The organism is Streptomyces sp. NBC_00158 (assembly GCF_045160885.1).
Lineage (GTDB): Bacteria > Actinomycetota > Actinomycetes > Streptomycetales > Streptomycetaceae > Streptomyces.
This window is the reverse complement of the sequence record NZ_CP108161.1, coordinates 2,598,411-2,615,402: the sequence shown is the minus strand read 5'-3', so window position 1 is coordinate 2,615,402 and position 16,992 is coordinate 2,598,411. Positions and strand designations below refer to the sequence as shown.

The 16,992-nt window shown below is 70.4% G+C and carries 24 protein-coding genes; 12 read left to right on the top strand and 12 right to left on the bottom strand.

Annotated elements, in window-relative coordinates:
- Position 1: 1 nt before the first annotated feature.
- The 6 genes from OG553_RS11795 (at position 2) to OG553_RS11770 (ending at position 3,985) form a co-directional block, all read left to right on the top strand.
- Entirely contained in the window at positions 2-1,081 is a 1,080-nt protein-coding gene (locus tag OG553_RS11795) for a sensor histidine kinase (RefSeq protein ID WP_405978944.1), read from the top strand.
- Positions 1,078-1,764: a response regulator gene (locus OG553_RS11790; protein ID WP_405978943.1), complete on the top strand. Its 687-nt coding sequence runs from the start codon at positions 1,078-1,080 to the stop codon at positions 1,762-1,764. Before OG553_RS11795 ends, OG553_RS11790 begins: the two co-directional genes overlap by 4 nt.
- A gap of 110 nt (positions 1,765-1,874) precedes the next feature.
- Complete coding sequence (locus OG553_RS11785) at positions 1,875-2,075, top strand: hypothetical protein (protein WP_405978942.1); 201 nt, start codon at positions 1,875-1,877, stop codon at positions 2,073-2,075.
- Positions 2,072-2,725, top strand: a complete 654-nt coding sequence (locus tag OG553_RS11780) for a pilus assembly protein TadG-related protein (RefSeq protein ID WP_405978941.1) — start codon at positions 2,072-2,074, stop codon at positions 2,723-2,725. The genes OG553_RS11785 and OG553_RS11780 overlap by 4 nt, the downstream gene beginning before the upstream one ends.
- A gap of 29 nt (positions 2,726-2,754) precedes the next feature.
- On the top strand, positions 2,755-3,342 hold the full coding sequence (locus tag OG553_RS11775; protein WP_405978940.1) for a hypothetical protein: 588 nt from the start codon (positions 2,755-2,757) through the stop codon (positions 3,340-3,342).
- A 4-nt stretch (positions 3,343-3,346) separates the two neighbouring features.
- Entirely contained in the window at positions 3,347-3,985 is a 639-nt protein-coding gene (locus tag OG553_RS11770; protein ID WP_405978939.1) for an OmpA family protein, read from the top strand.
- Positions 3,986-4,003: 18 nt separating this feature from the next.
- Here OG553_RS11770 and OG553_RS11765 read toward each other — a convergent pair whose 3' ends face one another.
- Entirely contained in the window at positions 4,004-4,177 is a 174-nt protein-coding gene (locus OG553_RS11765) for a hypothetical protein (protein WP_405978938.1), read from the bottom strand.
- 118 nt (positions 4,178-4,295) lie between these two features.
- Here OG553_RS11765 and OG553_RS11760 point away from each other — a divergent pair, with 118 nt between their 5' ends.
- Positions 4,296-5,837, top strand: a complete 1,542-nt coding sequence (locus tag OG553_RS11760) for a helix-turn-helix domain-containing protein (protein ID WP_405978937.1) — start codon at positions 4,296-4,298, stop codon at positions 5,835-5,837.
- Positions 5,838-6,235: 398 nt separating this feature from the next.
- Here OG553_RS11760 and OG553_RS11755 read toward each other — a convergent pair whose 3' ends face one another.
- Complete coding sequence (locus tag OG553_RS11755; RefSeq protein WP_405978936.1) at positions 6,236-6,712, bottom strand: hypothetical protein; 477 nt, start codon at positions 6,710-6,712, stop codon at positions 6,236-6,238.
- Between the two features lie 42 nt (positions 6,713-6,754).
- Between OG553_RS11755 and OG553_RS11750 the strand changes: the two genes are divergently transcribed.
- Complete coding sequence (locus OG553_RS11750; RefSeq protein WP_405978935.1) at positions 6,755-7,177, top strand: hypothetical protein; 423 nt, start codon at positions 6,755-6,757, stop codon at positions 7,175-7,177.
- Between the two features lie 58 nt (positions 7,178-7,235).
- Here the strand turns inward: OG553_RS11750 and OG553_RS11745 are convergent, their stop codons facing one another.
- From OG553_RS11745 to OG553_RS11735, 3 genes are all read right to left on the bottom strand, one after another.
- The gene (locus OG553_RS11745; RefSeq protein ID WP_405978934.1) at positions 7,236-7,529 is read right to left on the bottom strand and encodes a hypothetical protein; all 294 of its coding nucleotides are present in this window, start codon (positions 7,527-7,529) and stop codon (positions 7,236-7,238) included.
- A 75-nt stretch (positions 7,530-7,604) separates the two neighbouring features.
- Positions 7,605-7,802: a hypothetical protein gene (locus tag OG553_RS11740; protein ID WP_405978933.1), complete on the bottom strand. Its 198-nt coding sequence runs from the start codon at positions 7,800-7,802 to the stop codon at positions 7,605-7,607.
- A 9-nt stretch (positions 7,803-7,811) separates the two neighbouring features.
- A complete protein-coding gene (locus OG553_RS11735) occupies positions 7,812-8,663 on the bottom strand; it encodes a helix-turn-helix domain-containing protein (protein WP_405978932.1) in 852 nt (283 codons plus the stop codon).
- 247 nt (positions 8,664-8,910) lie between these two features.
- On the opposite strand from OG553_RS11735, the gene OG553_RS11730 reads away from it, so the two are divergent.
- Positions 8,911-9,399 (top strand): ATP-binding protein, encoded by a 489-nt coding sequence (locus OG553_RS11730; RefSeq protein ID WP_405978931.1) that lies wholly within the window; start codon positions 8,911-8,913, stop codon positions 9,397-9,399.
- Here OG553_RS11730 and OG553_RS11725 read toward each other — a convergent pair.
- Together OG553_RS11725 and OG553_RS11720 are read right to left on the bottom strand one after the other, a co-directional pair.
- Positions 9,396-9,656, bottom strand: coding sequence for a hypothetical protein (locus OG553_RS11725; RefSeq protein WP_405978930.1), 261 nt, complete (start codon positions 9,654-9,656; stop codon positions 9,396-9,398). The genes OG553_RS11730 and OG553_RS11725 overlap by 4 nt on opposite strands.
- Before the next feature lie 10 nt (positions 9,657-9,666).
- Entirely contained in the window at positions 9,667-9,933 is a 267-nt protein-coding gene (locus OG553_RS11720) for a hypothetical protein (RefSeq protein ID WP_405978929.1), read from the bottom strand.
- 213 nt (positions 9,934-10,146) lie between these two features.
- Here OG553_RS11720 and OG553_RS11715 point away from each other — a divergent pair, with 213 nt between their 5' ends.
- Together OG553_RS11715 and OG553_RS11710 are read left to right on the top strand one after the other, a co-directional pair.
- Positions 10,147-10,746, top strand: a complete 600-nt coding sequence (locus OG553_RS11715; protein ID WP_405978928.1) for a hypothetical protein — start codon at positions 10,147-10,149, stop codon at positions 10,744-10,746.
- Positions 10,747-11,136: 390 nt separating this feature from the next.
- Positions 11,137-11,613: a ricin-type beta-trefoil lectin domain protein gene (locus tag OG553_RS11710; RefSeq protein ID WP_405978927.1), complete on the top strand. Its 477-nt coding sequence runs from the start codon at positions 11,137-11,139 to the stop codon at positions 11,611-11,613.
- A 70-nt stretch (positions 11,614-11,683) separates the two neighbouring features.
- On the opposite strand, the gene OG553_RS11705 is transcribed toward OG553_RS11710, so the two are convergent.
- From OG553_RS11705 to OG553_RS11695, 3 genes are read right to left on the bottom strand one after another with little or no spacing between them, the layout of a single operon-like run.
- On the bottom strand, positions 11,684-12,802 hold the full coding sequence (locus OG553_RS11705) for a MerR family transcriptional regulator (RefSeq protein WP_405978926.1): 1,119 nt from the start codon (positions 12,800-12,802) through the stop codon (positions 11,684-11,686).
- 34 nt (positions 12,803-12,836) lie between these two features.
- A complete protein-coding gene (locus OG553_RS11700) occupies positions 12,837-13,241 on the bottom strand; it encodes a DUF6188 family protein (RefSeq protein WP_405978925.1) in 405 nt (134 codons plus the stop codon).
- The gene (locus OG553_RS11695) at positions 13,238-15,067 is read right to left on the bottom strand and encodes a polymorphic toxin-type HINT domain-containing protein (RefSeq protein ID WP_405978924.1); all 1,830 of its coding nucleotides are present in this window, start codon (positions 15,065-15,067) and stop codon (positions 13,238-13,240) included. Before OG553_RS11695 ends, OG553_RS11700 begins: the two co-directional genes overlap by 4 nt.
- 185 nt (positions 15,068-15,252) lie before the next feature.
- Here OG553_RS11695 and OG553_RS11690 point away from each other — a divergent pair, with 185 nt between their 5' ends.
- Entirely contained in the window at positions 15,253-15,819 is a 567-nt protein-coding gene (locus tag OG553_RS11690) for a hypothetical protein (RefSeq protein ID WP_405978923.1), read from the top strand.
- Between the two features lie 9 nt (positions 15,820-15,828).
- On the opposite strand, the gene OG553_RS11685 is transcribed toward OG553_RS11690, so the two are convergent.
- Both OG553_RS11685 and OG553_RS11680 read right to left on the bottom strand, forming a co-directional pair.
- The gene (locus tag OG553_RS11685) at positions 15,829-16,374 is read right to left on the bottom strand and encodes a Uma2 family endonuclease (protein WP_405978922.1); all 546 of its coding nucleotides are present in this window, start codon (positions 16,372-16,374) and stop codon (positions 15,829-15,831) included.
- Between the two features lie 44 nt (positions 16,375-16,418).
- Positions 16,419-16,976 (bottom strand): TetR/AcrR family transcriptional regulator, encoded by a 558-nt coding sequence (locus OG553_RS11680; protein ID WP_405978921.1) that lies wholly within the window; start codon positions 16,974-16,976, stop codon positions 16,419-16,421.
- Positions 16,977-16,992 lie beyond the last annotated feature (16 nt).

The window sequence follows — 16,992 nt, the reverse complement described above, 5'->3', positions numbered from 1 at the left end:
CATGCGCCTGGAAGCCAACGCCCTCCAGGCCCTGTGCAGGCAGGTCTTCGCCGTCCGGCTGGTCATGATCCCCCTCGGCGCCCCGCTCGCCCTGGGCCGGACGGCACCGGGCGCCCCCACGTACCTGGTGGCGACCTCCGCGGCCCTCACCTTCCTCCTCTCGTACGCCCTCTTCCGCGACTGGGAGCGCTTCGGGCCGCTGCTGCTGCGCCACCGGTGGCTGCTGGCGGCCGACATGGCGGTGGGCGCGCTGCTCCTGGTCACGGCCACCCCGTCGTCCCCGCTGGGCCTGGTGGCCCTGGGCACCCCACTCCTCTCCGGCCTGGTGTACGGCTGGCGCGGCTCGGCGGTCTTCGCGGCGGCCCAGACGGTGGTGGTGGCCGCCCTCGGAGGCGGCCTGGTCCTCTCCTTCCTCTGCGTCCTCTCCGGCGCGGCCGGGTCCTCGGTCCGCGACTTCCTCTTCCGCCTCTCCGAGACCCGGGCGCGGCTGGCGGCGGCCGAAGCGGTCCGGGAGGAACGGGAGCGCCTGGCGCGGGAGATGCACGACTCCGTCTCCAAGACCCTGCACGGCCTGGCCCTCGCCGCCGACGCGCTCGCGCGCACGCCGGACCCGGCCTCGATCCGCGCCCTGGCGGAGCAGGTGGCCTCGGCGGCCCGCCGCGCGGCCACCGAGTCCCGCGCCCTCCTGACGGACCTGCGGGCCGAGCCCTTCCCCCTCCTGCCGGCGCTGCACGCGCTGGACGCGGAGGTCCGGGTGACGGGCGCGCTCCCGGCCCTGCCGGCCCCGGTCTCCCACCACGTGCTGTCCATCGCCACGGAGGCGGTGGAGAACGCACGCCGCCACGCGGAGGCCTCCGAGACCCTGCTCACCGTCTCGGTGACCGGCACGCACCTCACCGTCTCGGTGGAGGACGACGGCCGCGGCCTGCCGGCGCAGCTCCCGTCCGCGGGCCACTTCGGCGTACGCGGCATGCGGGAACGCGCGGCGGCGATCGGAGCCGCCCTCTCCCTCGGCCCCCGCCCGGCCGGCCGCCCGGGCACCCGTGTCCGTCTCTCGCTCCCGCTGGAGGGGATCCGATGACCCCGATCGACGTCCTGATCGCCGACGACAACCCGGTGGTGCGGGCCGGGCTGAGCGCGCTGCTGGCCACCGCGGGGGACCTCCGGGTGGTGGCCCAGGCCCGCGACGGCCGGGAGGCCCTGCACCTGACCCGGGCCCACGCCCCGGACGTGATCCTGCTGGACGTCCGGATGCCGGGGGTGGACGGCATCTCGGCGCTGCCGCACCTGGTGTGCCTGGCCCCTGTCCTCATGCTGACGTACAGCCAGGAGGCCGACCAGATCCGCGAGGCCCTGCTCCTGGGGGCGGGCGGCTACCTGATCCACGGCGAGTTCAGCGCGGACGAACTGGTCCGGGCGGTCCGCGACGTCCGCGAAGGCCGCGCCCACTTCACCCCGACGGCGGCCACCGCGGTCCTCGCGGAGCTGAGGTCCTCTTCGCAGACGCAACCTTCTGTGGCACAGTCGACGGAGCGCGTGCACAACTCCGTTGTCTTCGGGCTGAGTTCGCGGGAGGTGGAGATCATGGACCTGATCGCGTCCGGCATGAACAACCAGCAGATCGCCGGCGCCTGCTTCATCAGCGAGAAGACGGTCAAGAACCACATCAACCGCATCTTCGCGAAGCTCCAGAGCGCGAGCCGCAGCGAGGCGATAGCCCGCTGGCTGGGAACAGCCCGTCCGGGGGTGACCGGTCATGGGTAGACGCCGTGCGCAATGGGACCGTATTTGGGCCCCGGGACCCTTGGTTATCTCTCGTCACTCCCCGTACCGTCCGCAGATCGACAGCGGAACCGGACCGGGAGGGACCCCCTATGTCGAACAACACGCTGAGCAGGTTGCGGAAGCGGTACGCGGGCAAGGGTGCGAGGGATCGCGGGCAGACGGCGTTCGAGTACCTGGGGATCATCCTGGTGGTCGTGGTGATCATCGGGGCGATCGTCGGTACGGGCATCGGGCAGGCCATCACCACCAAGATCACAGGGGCGGTCGCGAGTATCACTGCGGGGAAGTGAGCCGGCAGGGGCTGAGGGACGAGCGGGGGCAGGCATTCCCCGTCTACATCATCGTGGTGGTGGGCCTGCTCTTCGCGGCCTTGGCCTTCTTCGTCGTGGGGCAGGCAGGGGTGACGCGCAGCAATGCGCAGGGTGCTGCTGATGCTGCTGCCCTCGCCGCAGCAGGAGAGGCCAGGGACGGAACCTTCTCGGGGCTCGACCTGCTCAGCCTCACGCCCGCGGACTGGGCGAAGCTCGTGCATGGTGACCTGCTCACAGGGCGAGGCGCGTGTGCCAAGGCGGCCGAGTTCGCGGCTCTGAACGATGCCGTCGCCGAATGTGAAGCAGCCATCCCGGTAGTCAGCGTCACTGTGACGACGAACGGGACCGTCGGTGAGTCAGTGGTGCCGGGCACCGAGGGTGTTCACGGGAAGGCCACTGCCAAGGCCCGTATCAAGCCCCGCTGTTCACTGGCTTCGGCCCCGGCCCCTCCGTCGCCCACACCGACCCCGGACCCGACATCGAGCCCGAGTCCCAGCCCGAGCTCCACGCCGGGGCCGGGAAGCGTCAAGTTCGTCTGTGACGGGGAGTCGCTCACTTTGGATCTGGCGCATCCGGGCTCACTGAGCAAGCTGGCGAAGGCACTGTTCACGGTACGACTGGTCGACTGACAAAGACGCGAGAAAAGGAAGCTGCATAGATGAGCACTCGGCGCTCGGCGAAGATCCGTGGGGGAGCGGCTGCCGTAACCGCGGCCGTCCTGGCGCTCGCGGTGGCGGGTTGCGGTGGGGGAGGCGACGACAAGCCCAAGTCCGCCCAGGACCCCTCGTCGGCGCCTCAGGGAGACGCGCCGAAGTCGCAGGCACCGAGCGGTGGTTCCAAGCCCACGCCGACGGTGGTGCTCGCCACCGCCAACGGTGAGGCCGGTATGACGTTGACCATCAACAAGGCGGCACGTGACGCCGGTGGATTCCTGACCGTGGAAGGTCAGCTGAAGAACACCGGCACTGCTCCCTACGTCAACACGGCGCCATGGCGAGGAAACGAACTCAACTCCAGTGGTGTTTCCGTTGCCGGCGTGACCTTGGTCGACAAGGCCGGAAAGAAGCGCTACTACGTGCTCCGGGACACCGATGGAAGGTGCCTGTGCACCACGGGGCTGGCCATTATCGAACCAGGCCAGTCGGTCCCGTTCTTTGCGCAGTTCCCAGCGCCGCCTGCTGCCACCATGGAGGTGGAGATGAGCATTCCCACCTTCGCCACGGCCACCGTCAAACTCTCCGGGTGACCCCATGACAAAACGCCACCGCGTAGCCGCAGCCACAGCCATCGCCGGGCTCGTCATCGCCGGCGCCCACCTCCTCGGCGCGACAAGCGCCCACGCCGACGACCCCAAACCCTCCGTTCCGCCCGGCACGGAGCCGTCGGCCGCCGCACCCGTGCCCATCGACCCGAACGCCCCCGGCCTCAAGATCCCCCAGGGCGGCACCCTCGCACCCATCAAGGTGCTCGACATCGCCGAGGTGGTCGAAGACCTCGGCGGCGAGCAGCGCCGCCAGGAGACCAACCAGAACGTCATGATGGCCCTGCAGTCCGAGGTCCTCTTCCCGGAGAACAGCGCCGTCTTCAACGCCCAGGCCGCCTCCCGCATCCAGGCCATCGCGCAGGAGATCAACACCCAGAAGGCCACCCGCATCCGCGTCTTCGGCTTCACCGACGACCAGGGCAGCTACGAACACGGCAAGGAGCTCTCCAAGCAGCGCGCCGACGCCGTCCAGGCCGAGCTGGCCAAGACCGTCACCAACCCCGGCGTCACCTACGACGTACGCGGATACAGCGAGGACTACCCGATCGCCGACAACAGCACCGAGGAAGGCCGCAAGAAGAACCGCCGGGTCGAGATCACCTTCCCCCGCGGCGCGGTCGGCTGAGGTGTTTCCGCTCGGTCCTCAGCGGCTGACGACGCCGAACGTCAAGGTCGCCAGCAAGGCCATTCCTCCCATGGCGACGGTGAGCGGAGTGGCGAGGCGTGGCCGGGTCAGGACGAGGTGGAACAAGGCTCCGCCCAGCAGCGCGGTGAGCACGGCCAGCAGCAGGATGAGCAGCGCGGTGGTTGTGGTCACGGGGTCCCCCTTGGTGGGTCGGCACGTTCCACCGATCATGGAAGGAGGCCGCGTGTTGCCGCACGCGCACACCGTTGCGACTTCACGCAACAGCCGGCAGGCGTAGGGAGGGGAGCGGATGTCGCAGGGGGAGCTGGTTCCGAGAGAGCCGCGCAGGATGGTGTTTCAGAAGGATGTCGATCGCCTGAAGGTCGGGCCTGAGCGCCATGCCTTGGCCGTGGCGCTGCGGGAGTTGGCACAACGTCTGGGGTTGACCCTGAGCCGCTACGCAGCACGCGTCTTGTGGGACCGTTCGACACTGTCCCGCTTCTTCAGCGGCGTCCTGGTACCGCAGGCCGACTTCGTGGAGCAGCTCATCGAGCACGGGGACCAGGCGACCGGCGTAGAGCTGACCCCCACCGTCCGGGCCCATGTACGCGAGCTGCATCGGGCTGCTCTCCGTGCCGCGAACCCCTTGGCTGCCGAACTTCAGGAGCTGCGGGACGAGCTCGCCCAGGCGGACAGGGAGAGCGTGCGGCTCAAGCAGGAGGTCCGGCTCCTTCAGGAGGTGGTTCGGACCGCTCACGAGAAGTTGGACGAGCAGCAGGCCCAGCTCCGCAAGCTGGAGAACGCGGGCGCAGCGGACCGACTCGTGCATCGTGCTGAGATGGTCCGGTGGTCTTCGGATTTCGAAGCGCTGAGCGCTGAGCGGAACGAACTCCTCGAGACGATAGCTGGCTTGACAGCGCAGCTCGCGGATGCCGAGCGGCGTGCCTGGGAAGCGGAAGCACGGTGCGCGGATCTAGAAGAGCAGCTGGAGCTCGCCGAGGATCGTGCCGAGGGACGCGAGGCCGAGGAAGACGCCGGCCGCACGGCCGACGCCACAGCCGTGGTGACCACGAGCGGGGACAGCGTCAGCTTCGCGTTCGGTATTGATGCCCACCTGGGCCGACGGCTTGCAGACTCCCTCTTGGGTCAGGAGCCTGTTCCTTTGACCGAAGAGGGGCTTCGTGGGGTGCTGCCCAGGCCCGGAGTATTCCAGCTGACCCGCCGGGTCTCTGGTTGGGGCGACGAGTTGCTGTACGTCGGGAAAACCGACTTCGCGATGCAGAAGCGTCTGGATCGACTTCGAGTGAAGATCCTCGGAAGGAAGCACGTTTCCTCATCCGAGCTGTTCTTCTCCTATGTATACATCGAGGATGACATGTCTGTTATCGCCCCTGAGAGGCTTGTCATCAAGCAGCTGAGTGGCTGGCCGTCCTGGAACAATAATGGATTCGGTAATTCTGATCCAGGTCGCGCGCGGGACTTGGTCCAGCTCAAAGAAGGACACTTCGATCTCCTTCATCCGATTGACCTGGACTGGCCATTTCCGTTCGATCCGACTCCTCGCCTGATGACGGTTCGGCATTTTGCCGACTACTTGAAGTCGCACCTGCCCTACAGGTTCAGGTTCAAGTTGGACCCCGGGCGCGAGGCGGACACGATCAAGGTTCCCGCCGGACTCTTGACGGCCGACGCCGCGTTCCGGCTCCTCGCCCGGCACCTCGGGAATGCGTGGCAGATCACCGCGCTGGCCGGTTACGTAATCCTCTATGAGGAGCATGTCGCATATCCGAATGCCGTCCGGTATTACTGCGGCGAGGACGTGCTGGACGTCGAGGGCTACCGCCTCGATTGATCGTTGCTCACCGACCCCGTAGCCCGGACGGGGTCGGGGTGGCGGCCGAGAGGCCGCAGCGCGTAGACCCGCGATATCGCGAGTGGGTGTCGGTGCGGCCGTTCGTGGGGGGCGGGTAGGCCATTGGGTTGATGTCGGCCGCTCTGGACTCAAGGCGTTGGGGTTGTTGTCCGTTTATCCCAAGGACGTTCATAACCCTTTCGTTCCGGAGGAGCGCTTCTATGAGTCGTGAGCACAGGGGCAAGGCCCCCCTGGGCCCGGTGGCCCGCAGTCGGGCCTGGGCGGCGGGGAGCACACTGGCCTCCCTCTCGCTCGTGCTCGTGGGCATGGCGGGCCCCGCTGTGGCGGCGGGCACGCCGGTCGCCCCGGCGGCAGCCGCCGCGAGCAACCCGTGCGGCTCACACGGCCACCCTGACGGCGCGAAGGATCACGTCGAGGACGGCGACGACGAGTACGGCACCTGGCGTCAGACGAAGTGCCCGCCGAAGGGCACCCCTGGCCCGCCGGGACCGGCTGGCCCCGCAGGTCCGCCGGGGCCCCAGGGACCGGCGGGTGCGCAGGGTCCGGCGGGTGCCCAGGGCCCGCAGGGCGAAACCGGTGCGACCGGTGCCCAGGGCCCGCAGGGTGAAACGGGTGCCACCGGCGCCCAAGGCCCGCAGGGTGCGACCGGTGCTCAGGGCCCGCAGGGCGAGACCGGTGAGACCGGTGCTCAGGGTCCGCAGGGTGAAACGGGTGCGACCGGTGCCCAAGGCCCTCAGGGTGAGACTGGTGCGCAGGGCCCGCAGGGTGAGACCGGCGCGACCGGCGCGCAGGGTCCGCAGGGCGAGACCGGTGCCACCGGTGCCCAGGGCCCCCAGGGCGAGACCGGGGCGCAAGGGCCGGCCGGTCCGACCGGGCCCACCGGGCCGTGCGTCGACGTGTCGACCTCCTGGGACGAGTCCGAGGTCAAGTACAAGGCCGTCCTGCTCCCCAACGGCACCGCGCTGGCCGGCGTCTACGACTTCAACGCCAACAACCCCACGCAGCCCGCCTTCACCTGGTACAACCTCTCCGGGAACTCGACGGGTTACCCGCCGAACCCCTGCGGCATCACCATCGCGGAGACCGGCAACGACGTCATCGTCGAGGTGGTGACCACGACCGGGGAGATCTACGAGACCACCTGCACCGTCGCCCGGGGCGAGCCGGACCTCCTCGTCTGCCCCACCACCCGGATCTGGACCGCGGCCGTTCCGCAGCCGCCGGGATCCACCCCGCCGCCTCCCCTCGCCAAGCGGGTCCCGGGAGCCGCCGCATCCACCGGCAAGGGCCCCGCGAAGAGCGGTCAGCGCCGCCACTGATCCCGTCAGCGCGTGCCGTGCCCGGACCACCGGCACGGCACGCCGCGTACGGGGGACCTCAGATGGGGTGCGGCGGGACCATCAGGTTGTAGATCTCCACGATCTTCGTGTCGAACTGCGGCGTCCCGAGTTCCTGCGAGGCGGGGATCAGGACCTCCTCCAGGAAGCGCTGGTAGTCGTCCTCCGACTCCCAGACGTCGATGACCACCCACCCGTCCGGGTCGCCGGGCATCGCCGCGTGGGCGATGAGTCCGGCGGGCGGCTTCGTGACGTCGGGGATGACGCGGTCGTGCAGCGTCTGGTAGAGCTCCCGGTCCCAGCCGGTGCCGGTGTTCTGCACCAGAACGGCCATGGCGACCCCTCGCTTCCTGATCGCCCCCGGTTACGACGCTACGCCGCCGGGCGCCGCGCGGCGAGACGGTCCGGGTCAGCCGTCGAGGAGGTGGTCCGCCTTGCCTGCCTTGATGTCGCGGATCAGGGCCGACAGGGCCGCCCGGCTGTCCGTGAGCGGGCGGTCTTCCTGTCCGGCGACGGCGATGTAACTGTTGCCGTTCGCGTCCACGCCTATGCGGTAGCAGCTCGCGCCTTCGCCACAGAAGGCGTCTTCCCAGTCGATGTCGGTCATCGGGTCCTCTCAGAGCTGACGGGCCAGGGCCTGGATGAAGTCCCTTGAATCAGCGGGGGTCAGGCTGAGCCGCTCCATCCAGTCCAGCTGGGCCCGGTACTTGGCCAATTGCGCTTCGGTGTGCAGGAAGTCGGGGCCGTGTGTGCTGTCGACCTGCGCGGTGTCGAGTTGCGGAACCGGACCCTCCAGGTAGTTGACCGTCTGGCCCGCGCCGGGGAACCCTCCCGCTTCGAAAGGTAGTACGCGCAGGACGACGTTGTCCCGGGCGGACATGTGCGTCAGGTAATCGAGTTGAGCCCGTGCCACCTTGGGGCCGCCGAACCGCATGCGCAGTGCGGCTTCATGCACGACCGCGACGTACTCGGGCGCCGATGCGCCCTCCAGCACCTGCTGCCGCTCCAGCCTGTGCGCCAGGCGCAGGGCGACCTGCTGTTCCGGCAGTCTCGGTACGACGAACCGGAAGAGTGCAAGGGCGTGTTCGCTGGTCTGCAACAGGCCCGGGATGTGTACCGAGTGCGCGCACCGCATGCGCGTCGCGTGGGCCTCCAGTTCGGCGATGTCGAGCACGGCCGATGACAGTGAGCCCCGGTAGCGCTCCCACCAACCGCGCTTCCGAGTCTGGGCCATTGCGACGAGCGCGTGGATGTAGTCCTCGTCCGCGCAGTCGTAGTGGCAGGCCAGGGCGCGAAGGCGTTCCTCGTTTATGGCCCGGACGCCCTGCTCCATGGCAGAGACCTTGGCCCGGTCGACACCGAGCAGGCCGGCGGCGGATTCGGCCGATACGCCGGCGGCCAGTCTCATCCTGCGCAGCTCGGCGCCCAGTCGCTTCTGACGTTCAGTCGGTGAGGTGCGCGGCGGCATGGGTGCAGTCTGCCGCGTCACGGCCCAGCAGATCCATCCCGTGGTTCAACTCCACGGACCAGGTGGTGGATACCCCACTTCTCGCGCTACTTTAGGTAGCGCACCGCTCACCCAGGGGAGTCGAAGCGCACCGCCGCAGCATGCCTCGGCCTCGGCGACGGGCCACCTCCCCGCCCGCGTGAGCCCCTGTGCGCGTCGAGCTTCCGATGCCAATCCGCCGTCACCGCAGACGACTTGGGAGCCGAAGATGCTCAGTCCGCTCAGCCCGTTCACCGCCGACCTGTACGCCGCCCCCGCCTCCTGCCCCGTCGCCCCCGAAGGCGACCCCGCGGCCGGGCTGTCGTGCAGCGTCACGCTGCCCGCCTCCGCCCGGTCCGCCGGGATCGCCCGGCAGGTGGTCCGGGCCGCGCTGCGGGCCTACGCGCTCGATCCGCTCGAACCCGCCGCCGTCCAGGCGGCCTCCGAACTCATGGGCTCCGCCTGGCGGATGGACCCGTACGGGGAGACGTACCTCTCCCTCCGTCAGCGCGACGACGCCCTCCGCCTGATCGTCTACGACGGCCACTCCGCGCACGCCCACCCCCGCCTCGCCGCCCTCTGCGAGGCCCGCCGCCGGGCCACCCTCCGGGTGTTCGCCGCGCTCGTCCGCGACCACGGCGGGGACTGGGGGGTCGGGCCCTCCCGGGAGCCCGGCGGCGGGACGCGGACCTGGGCCACCCTCCCCTGCCGGCCCTAGCCTTCGCGCCGCCTCAGAGTGGCGTTGCCGCCCTCCACGACCACCTGGTACGCCTCGAAGGCGTCAGGGGCCAGGTCTCGGCCCCGCAGCTCCGGCGGCAGGTCCACCTCGTGGACCGTCAGGTCCTGGGACGAGGCCGGGCTGTGCCGGACTTCGTCCTCGCCCCTTTGCGGTTCTCCGAAGACGACGGCTCCGCGGATCGTGCCGTGTTCGTCCACGAAGACCGCGGCGGACGGGTTGAGTGGTGTGGCGCCCATGAGTCCTCCTTCAGACCCCGTGCAGGGTGAACTGGATCCACACGTCATTGGGGTTGTAGACGTCCGCTCCGAAGCCCCAGCCCACCGGCCCGCCCAGTGATGAGCTGTCGACCCTCACGGCCTGGTTCATGACGAACAACGGCTGCTTGAGGGTGTTCGGGTAGGGACGTGCCTGGATGTACGTGTACCGCCATTGGCCGGGCGAGCCGAACGTCACCCAGACGGGCACGGTGCCCTTGGGTCCTACGTAATAGGGGGAAGTCAGGTCCCATGCCATGAGGTCACCTCCTGGTGGGGCAGGTGCGCGCGGTCGCCGCGCGCGCGGGCATGCGGATGGCCCTTTCCTGTCTGTTCATCTTCTCTCCGGGTGCGTCGGCGTGCATGTCGAGCCGTGTGCCGTTGCCGCGTCGCTGACGTTTGTCACTTTCGTCCTGTCTCAACTCGGCTGAAGGTGGGGGGAGATGAGAGCGGAGAGAACGGGGGCGGGTGCGTGGCCGCTACGGAGTGGGTGACGGGGACGGTGACGGCCGGGCCGGGCAGGGCCGGTGCCGTGAAGGTGCTGGTGCGGTCGCTGGTGGAGGTGGCCGTGCGGCGGCCGGCGGTGCCGGGGGTGCGGCACTCTGGCGGGGTGCGGCAGCTGGTGCTGCCGCTCGTCGCCATCGAGTTCGTCACCTCGTTCCTGGTGTCCTCGATGGTCCCGCCCCCGCTCCGGCCCGCCCACGCCGCGCTGGAGGTGCTGCTGATCGTCGGCGGGCTCGCGCTGGTGGCCGCGCTGCTCCGGCATCCGCACCAGGTCGACGCCGAGCGGCTCGTCCTGCGAACCGGGTTCCTCGGGGAGGTCGCGCTGCCGCGCTCCGCGGTCCGGTCCGTGTCGCCCGTGATCCGAACCGTGGACGGCCGGGGGGTGCGGCCCGTGCCGGACGAGCCGGACGCGGTGGCCTGCTCGGTGAGCGACTCGCTGGAGGTGGCCGTGCGCCTGGACCCGCCCGTACGCCTCGACATGGGCGCCGCCGGGGTCGTCGACGCCGTGACCGTGTACGCCTCGGCCGACTCCCTCGCCGCATTCTCCGCGGCTCTGCGAGCTGGCTGAGAATTCCACTCCGATTCACCCGCTGTAGGTATTCGGCGTGAAAGCGATGATGAGGAACGTTTCGGCATCAGGGGTGCCGGGTTCGAAATTCGGGTCCGCCCTGCGCAGGGGTGTGGAGCAGGGCGGACCCGGTGTGCCGGGTCGTGGGTTTCTGGCCATTCTTGCAGGTGGGGATAGGTGTGTTTTGAGACTTGAGGGGGGCTAATCCGCCAGTCGGCGGTGATCCGATCATCCGTCGACTGGTCGTTACGGGTGAAGGGGTCGGTCAAGCCAATTAATCGGCCGGTGATCGCTGATATCAATCTCCATGTGCTCGGATCCGAGCCGGATAACTCCCTCCCTTTGGCCTGAGTGAATCACTCCTGCCCGCGTGAGAACGGAATCCGCATCATGGCAATCGCCCTCCGCAAGACCCTCGCCCTCGCCGCCCTCGCCCTGACCGCCTCCCTCCTGCCGGCCGGTACCGCCGGGGCCGCTGGCGCCGTCCAGCAGGCCGCCGTTCCGGGCCGGTACTGCCTCGCCAACACCTGGGGCGCCCCGGACGTCTCCTCGAAGCCCTGCGACGCGGCCGACCGGGGCCAGCACTGGACCGTCTCGGGCCACCAGATCTCCCTCACCAACGCGCGCGGCTACTGTCTGGCCAACAACTGGGGCACCCCGGACGTCCAGACGAAGCCGTGCGACCCCAACGACCAGGGGCAGTACTGGAACGTCTCGGGCCAGAAGATCTCCCTCGCCTTCGCCCCGGCGTACTGCCTCGCCAACACCTGGGGAGCCACGACCGTCTCCTCGAAGCCCTGCGACTCCGCCGACCGCGGGCAGAACTGGGTGGTCTTCAACGACCAGATCAGCCTGGCCCTCGCCTGATCCCCGTTCCCGTTCCCGTTCCCGGGGCGGCCGGCTCCGGCCGTCCGCCCCGGGAACGGGACGGCCGGGCTCAGTCCTCCACGCGCACCGGCATGAGCAGCGAGTACGTGTCCTCGTCGTCGGTCCGCCGGACCGTCAGGGGGGCGTTGGGCGCCCCGGCCTCCAGGACCAGGCGGTCCCGGTCGCCGGCGGCCAGGGCGTCCAGCAGGAAGGCACGGTTGACGCCGATCCCGTCCTCCCCGGCCGCGCCGTCCCCGCGGACCGTCGCGGCGCCGCCGTCCGTCACCTCCAGCACGCTCACCTCGTACGCGGCGCCGTCCTGCTCCCGCACCTGGCCGCGTACGGGACCGCTGCGCAGCTCCTCCCGGAACGCGGCCACGTCCACCACGGCCCGGCGCCCGGCCGGGAGCCGTACGAGCCGGCGGTAGTCGGGGAAGCCGGGGCCGAGGCAGCGCCCGCCCGCCTGCCGCTCCCCGGCCTCCAGGGCCACCCTGTCCCCCTCGACCAGCAGCTCCGCGGGCCCCTCGGCGCCGAGCAGCGCCCGCATCGCGTCGACCAGCGGTGACGGTACGACGGCCTGGACGCGGGACGCCGCCTCCAGGCCCTCGGAAGCGGTGACGGCGGCCGCCGAGACGGCCAGCCGGTACCGGTCGGTCGCGACGACCCGCAGTGCCCCGCCCTCGGCGTCGAAGTCGAACAGGACGCCGCCGAGCACCGGCAGTTCCGGATCGGTGCTCGCGGCGAACCGGACCGCGTCCAGCGCGGCGGCCAGCCCGGCCCCGGACAGGGTCAGGCGTACGGCGGTGGCGTCGGCGGCGGTGGTGGAACTCATCGGGATCTCCCTGGCATCGAGAAGGGCACGGACCATGGAGAACTCGCGGCGCGCCTCGCCGAGCCCCCGCTCCAGCCGGAGCAGGTGTTCGGCGAGCAGCTTCAGCACGAGGGCCCTGTCGGACCCGGCCCAGCCGGCGGCCGCCAGCCGGATGTCGGCCAGCGGCATGCCGGCCCGCCGCAGGTGCGCCAGCAGGCGGGCCTCGTCCAGCTGGCCGGGCCCGTACCAGCGGTACCCGCTCACCGGGTCCACCCGGTCCGGGACCAGCACTCCGGCTCCGTCGTAGAACCGCAGCGCGCTCACGCCCAGTCCGCTGTCCCGGGCCATTTCGCCGATACTGCGCATCTCGTTCCCCACGTCCCGCACTCTGGTCCCTCGACCAGGTCGAGGGTCAAACCCGCATGTGGCCCGTGCCCGTGCCCGTCTCCGTGTTCCGTTCCCACGACCAGCAGTACGCGCCCGGCTTCCACAGGCGGATCCGGGTCGCGGGTTCCGTCGGCCGGACGTTCAGGTGGTGGCCCGTGCCGAACACCATCCGCAGGGAGCCGTTCTTGAACGCGACCGCCGACCGGACGGTCGCGCCGACGAGCAGGCCCGCCTCCCTGACGGGCAGCGCGACCGCGCCCGGCGCGGACGCCGGGCCGTCGGTCAGGAGCACCGGCCCGGAGACGGTGAGCAGCGCGCCGTCCGCGAGTGCGACGGTGAGGACGTCCCGGGGGAGGTCGACGTAGTCGACGGCCACCACGGCGGTGCCCCGCAGCCCGATGACCCAGCGGTCTTCGTGTTCCTCGATCACGGCAGGTCCGGAAGGTGGTCGAAGATGTTGCCGATGCTGTCGCCGGGGCTGCCGTCGGGCATCTGCGGATGGACCTCGCCCGTCTTGGGGTCGATCAGCATGTCCGGGTTCTTGTTGCCGCCGATACCGCGCCAACCGCCCTGGGCCTTCACCTTGTGGATCGCGTCCTTGATCTGCTTGACGGAGTAGCCCGTCGCCTTCGCGATGGCCGCCGGCCTGCTGCACAGCCCGTTGGAATTGTGCACCAGGACCGGAGTGGCGCCCGCGAGCACGTAGTAGGTGTGGAGGTCGTTGACGGTGAGGTTGTAGGCGCCCCGGATCTCCTTCCAGTGGACGACCTCCTCGATCCCGACGGTGGCGCCGTCCGGCGTGCGGAGGGTGTCGCCGGAGTTGAGGTCGGCCGCGTCCGTCCACTGCCCGCGCTTGTCCGACCAGAACGGGTGGTGGTCGGTGGAGGTGAGCGTGCCGCGGCCGGCGTCGGCGCTGAGGGTGATGCCGGTGAAGTCGATGTCGTCGGGCGTGTGGATCGTCGCCTCGACGGGGCGGGGGCCGGTGACGCCCGACTCGGGGTCGGTGGCGAGGACCCTGTCACCGGGCCCGACCTGCTCGATGGGGCGGGCCGTCCCGTCGGCCATCAGTACCGGGGTGCCGGCCGGGAAGCTGTTGAAGCAGCCGGCGACCCTTTCGCCCTTGCGGGCGGCGCGGATGGCGTCGGCGGTGAGCGTCCCGCCGTTGCGCACCCAGCGCAGCACGACGAGCGCGCCCAGGGCGCGGTCGGTGACGCTCAGCTCCTCGCCGGTGGCCAGGTCCTTGCCGCGGAGGGCCTCCACGACGCCCTTGCCGTCGCCGATGCCGGGGAGCAGGTTGAGCAGCGAGCCCATCCTGCGGTCCTGGGCGGCGAGCACCTCGGGCGGGGTCTGGTTCGCGCCGACCTTCTCGTTGACGTGGGAGAAGTCGAACTTGATGTCCGGCACCGAGACGATCTTGTCGGCGGCCTTGTTGAACCCGCGCACGGCGGTGTTCATCTGGCCCAGGCCCTCGTTCATCTCACGGACGCCCTCGTTGAGCTTGTCCATGCCCCGGTTGGCCTGCTCCAGGCCCTTGTTGATCCCGTCGATGCTCTCGTTGACCTGGACCATCGTGGCGTTCATCTCGTCGAGTGCCTCGTTCATCTGGTCGAGGCCCTTGATGATCTGGTCGATGTCCTTGCCGATGCCCTTGAGCTCGTCGAGCGCGTCGAAGATGCTCGGGCCGTCCGGCACCGGCTCGACCGGCTTCCGCTCGGGGAAGTAGTCCCCCAGGTAGACGGAGAGGAGGGCGGTGAGCTCGGCGGACGGCTCGCCGACCGAGTCCAGCAGCTCCGAGGCCTGGAACAGCTGGCTGCGGAACTTCTCCAGGTGCGGCTTGCCCGCCTTGTACGTCTTGGCGAGCTGCTTGAATATCTCCCGCCTCCGCGCGGGGTCCGCCTCCTGGTTCGCCTGGGTCAGGAGCGGCCGGAGCTGGCCGGCGAGCTTCTCCATCTCCTTGTTGACCTCGGCGAAGGCCGCGCCCTTGTCCTTCATCGCAGGCTGGGAGATGTAGAGGTACGTGCCCACGGCGAGGCTGATCTTGAGCGACTTGAGGGCGAACTCCTTTACGCACTGCGGCCGTTGGTGCAGCGGTAGCGACCGGCAGTTCGCGTACTGGGACACCTTGGAGGCCATCTCCAGGAGCGTGGGCTCGCGCTCGGGCCGCTCGGCGGCCGCGGCCGACCCGACTCCCGCGCCCGCGGTGAGGCACAGGGCGGTCAGGAGGGCGACGGTCTTCTGTTTGACGTGCTGAAACATGCGTTCCTTACGACGCGGCCCGCGAGGGCCGCGCTTCCCCGTGGCGGCCACTGCCGCCGATGTTGCTCACGCGTCATGCGCCATGCGCCATGCGTCATGCGGTGCGCGCGTGTGGTCGCGACCGACCGTAAGGCGTTACCGCAGGTCATGATCATTTGGCCCAACGGCCCGCGTAGGGTGGGGGGATGGAGGCGCGAGTGGAACCGGAGCGGCGGGTATCGGCGGTGGACCGGCGGCTGCTCCTCGCCGTCCTGTGCGCGCTGCTCGCCGCCGTCGTGAGCTGGACCGAGCCGATCCTGGTCGTCCCCGGGTGGGTGCTGCCGCACTGGGCGGTCGCCGGGACCGCGCTCCTCGCGGCCGCGCTCCTGCGGATCCGCCCCCGCTCCCGGCCCTCCGGGCCCTGGCGGGCGGCGTTCGCCCTCCCCGCGCTGGCGGCCGTGGCCGGCACCGCGCTCGGCGGGGCGGGGGACCTGGGGTCGGAGTACCGGGTGCTGGACCCGGCGGGGCCGGACGGCTGCCGGGCCGTGGTGCGGGAGAACGCGTTCCTCGTGATCGGCGACGGAACCGTGTACGCGGTGAACGGCGTCGGGTTCGCCTTCCCGGGCAGCACCTGGATCGCCGACGACGGCACGCGCCCCATCGCCGCCGGACAGTACGAGCTGCACTGGGGCGAACGGGCGGGCGTCCTGGAAGTCCACGGCCGCGAGGGCGACCCCGTGATGCCGTCCCTGCACGGGGTGGACTGCCGCTGACGAGCCGGCTCAGCCCGCCGGCTGGAACGCGGTCGTGTCGATCTCGCACGAGAACGGGGCGGGCACCGGCAGGGGGGTGCCGAAGGAGACCGTCTTGTGGGCGCGGTAGCCCTGCGGGGACGGGTCGGAGAAGCAGGTGATCTCTTCCGCCTGCATGTCGACCACGAGGTACACGGGCAGCAGCTGTCCGTACACCTGGAGCTTCTCCTGCCAGTCCGCGTCCCTGGTGGAGGTCGACGTGAACTCCGCGACGAGGTGCAGGGCTTCCCCGTCGCCGTGCCGCCCCTCTGCCAGGAAGGCGGACCGGTCGACGACGTAGAGGGTTGGCCCGTAGGCGCGGCAGGCTGACGGGAGGCTGAACAGGAAGGGGGCGCTCTCCGCCACATGGCCTTCTGGGGCGTGCTGCTCCAGTTGCTCCCGCAGGCTGAGCATGGGCCGCATGCAACGCAGCTCCGGCCATGGCGAGACGATGATCTTCCCCCGGATGAGCTCGGCTTTGTAGCCCTCGGGTGTGTCCATCTCCTCGACCGCGCGCAGCATGTCCTCGAAGCTCATGGCTCTCACCGTGGTCCACTGGGCGGCGTTGGTGCTCCCTCAGGCTAGCGCCGCGCGCCGGTCCCCCGGCCCGCTTCCGCCTCCAGCAGGCGCAGGGCCGCCTCTCGGGCGGTGTGGGCCGGTTCCGGGCCCGGGGTGAGGGCGGCCACGGCCGTGGCGCCCTCCGCCAGGATCAGGAGCTGGTCCGCCAGGGAGGGGGAGTCCGTCAGGGAGCCCAGCAGGGCGCGGAGCTCAGACTTGTGGCGGCGTACGACGTCCAGCACGGCCGCGGGGCCCGTGCCGAGCTCCCCGTACGCGTTGAGGAAGGCGCAGCCGCGGAAGTCCGGCTCCGAGAACCACCGCGCCAGCCAGTCGAACACCGCCGGCACCGGCTCCCGGGCCTGCGCCACCGCCTCCCGCAGGCTGCCGATCCAGCGGGCGTCGCGCCGCTCCAGGTAGGCGGTGACCAGGGCTTCCTTCGCGGGGAAGAGCCGGTAGAGCCGCTTGAGGGGGACGCCCGACTCCGTGCGGATGCGGTCCATGCCGACGGCCTGGAGGCCCTCGGCGTAGAACAGCGACTCCGCCGCGTCGAGCAGTCGGGTGCGGGCCTCTTCGTCGTCCATGGGGTGAAGGGTAATT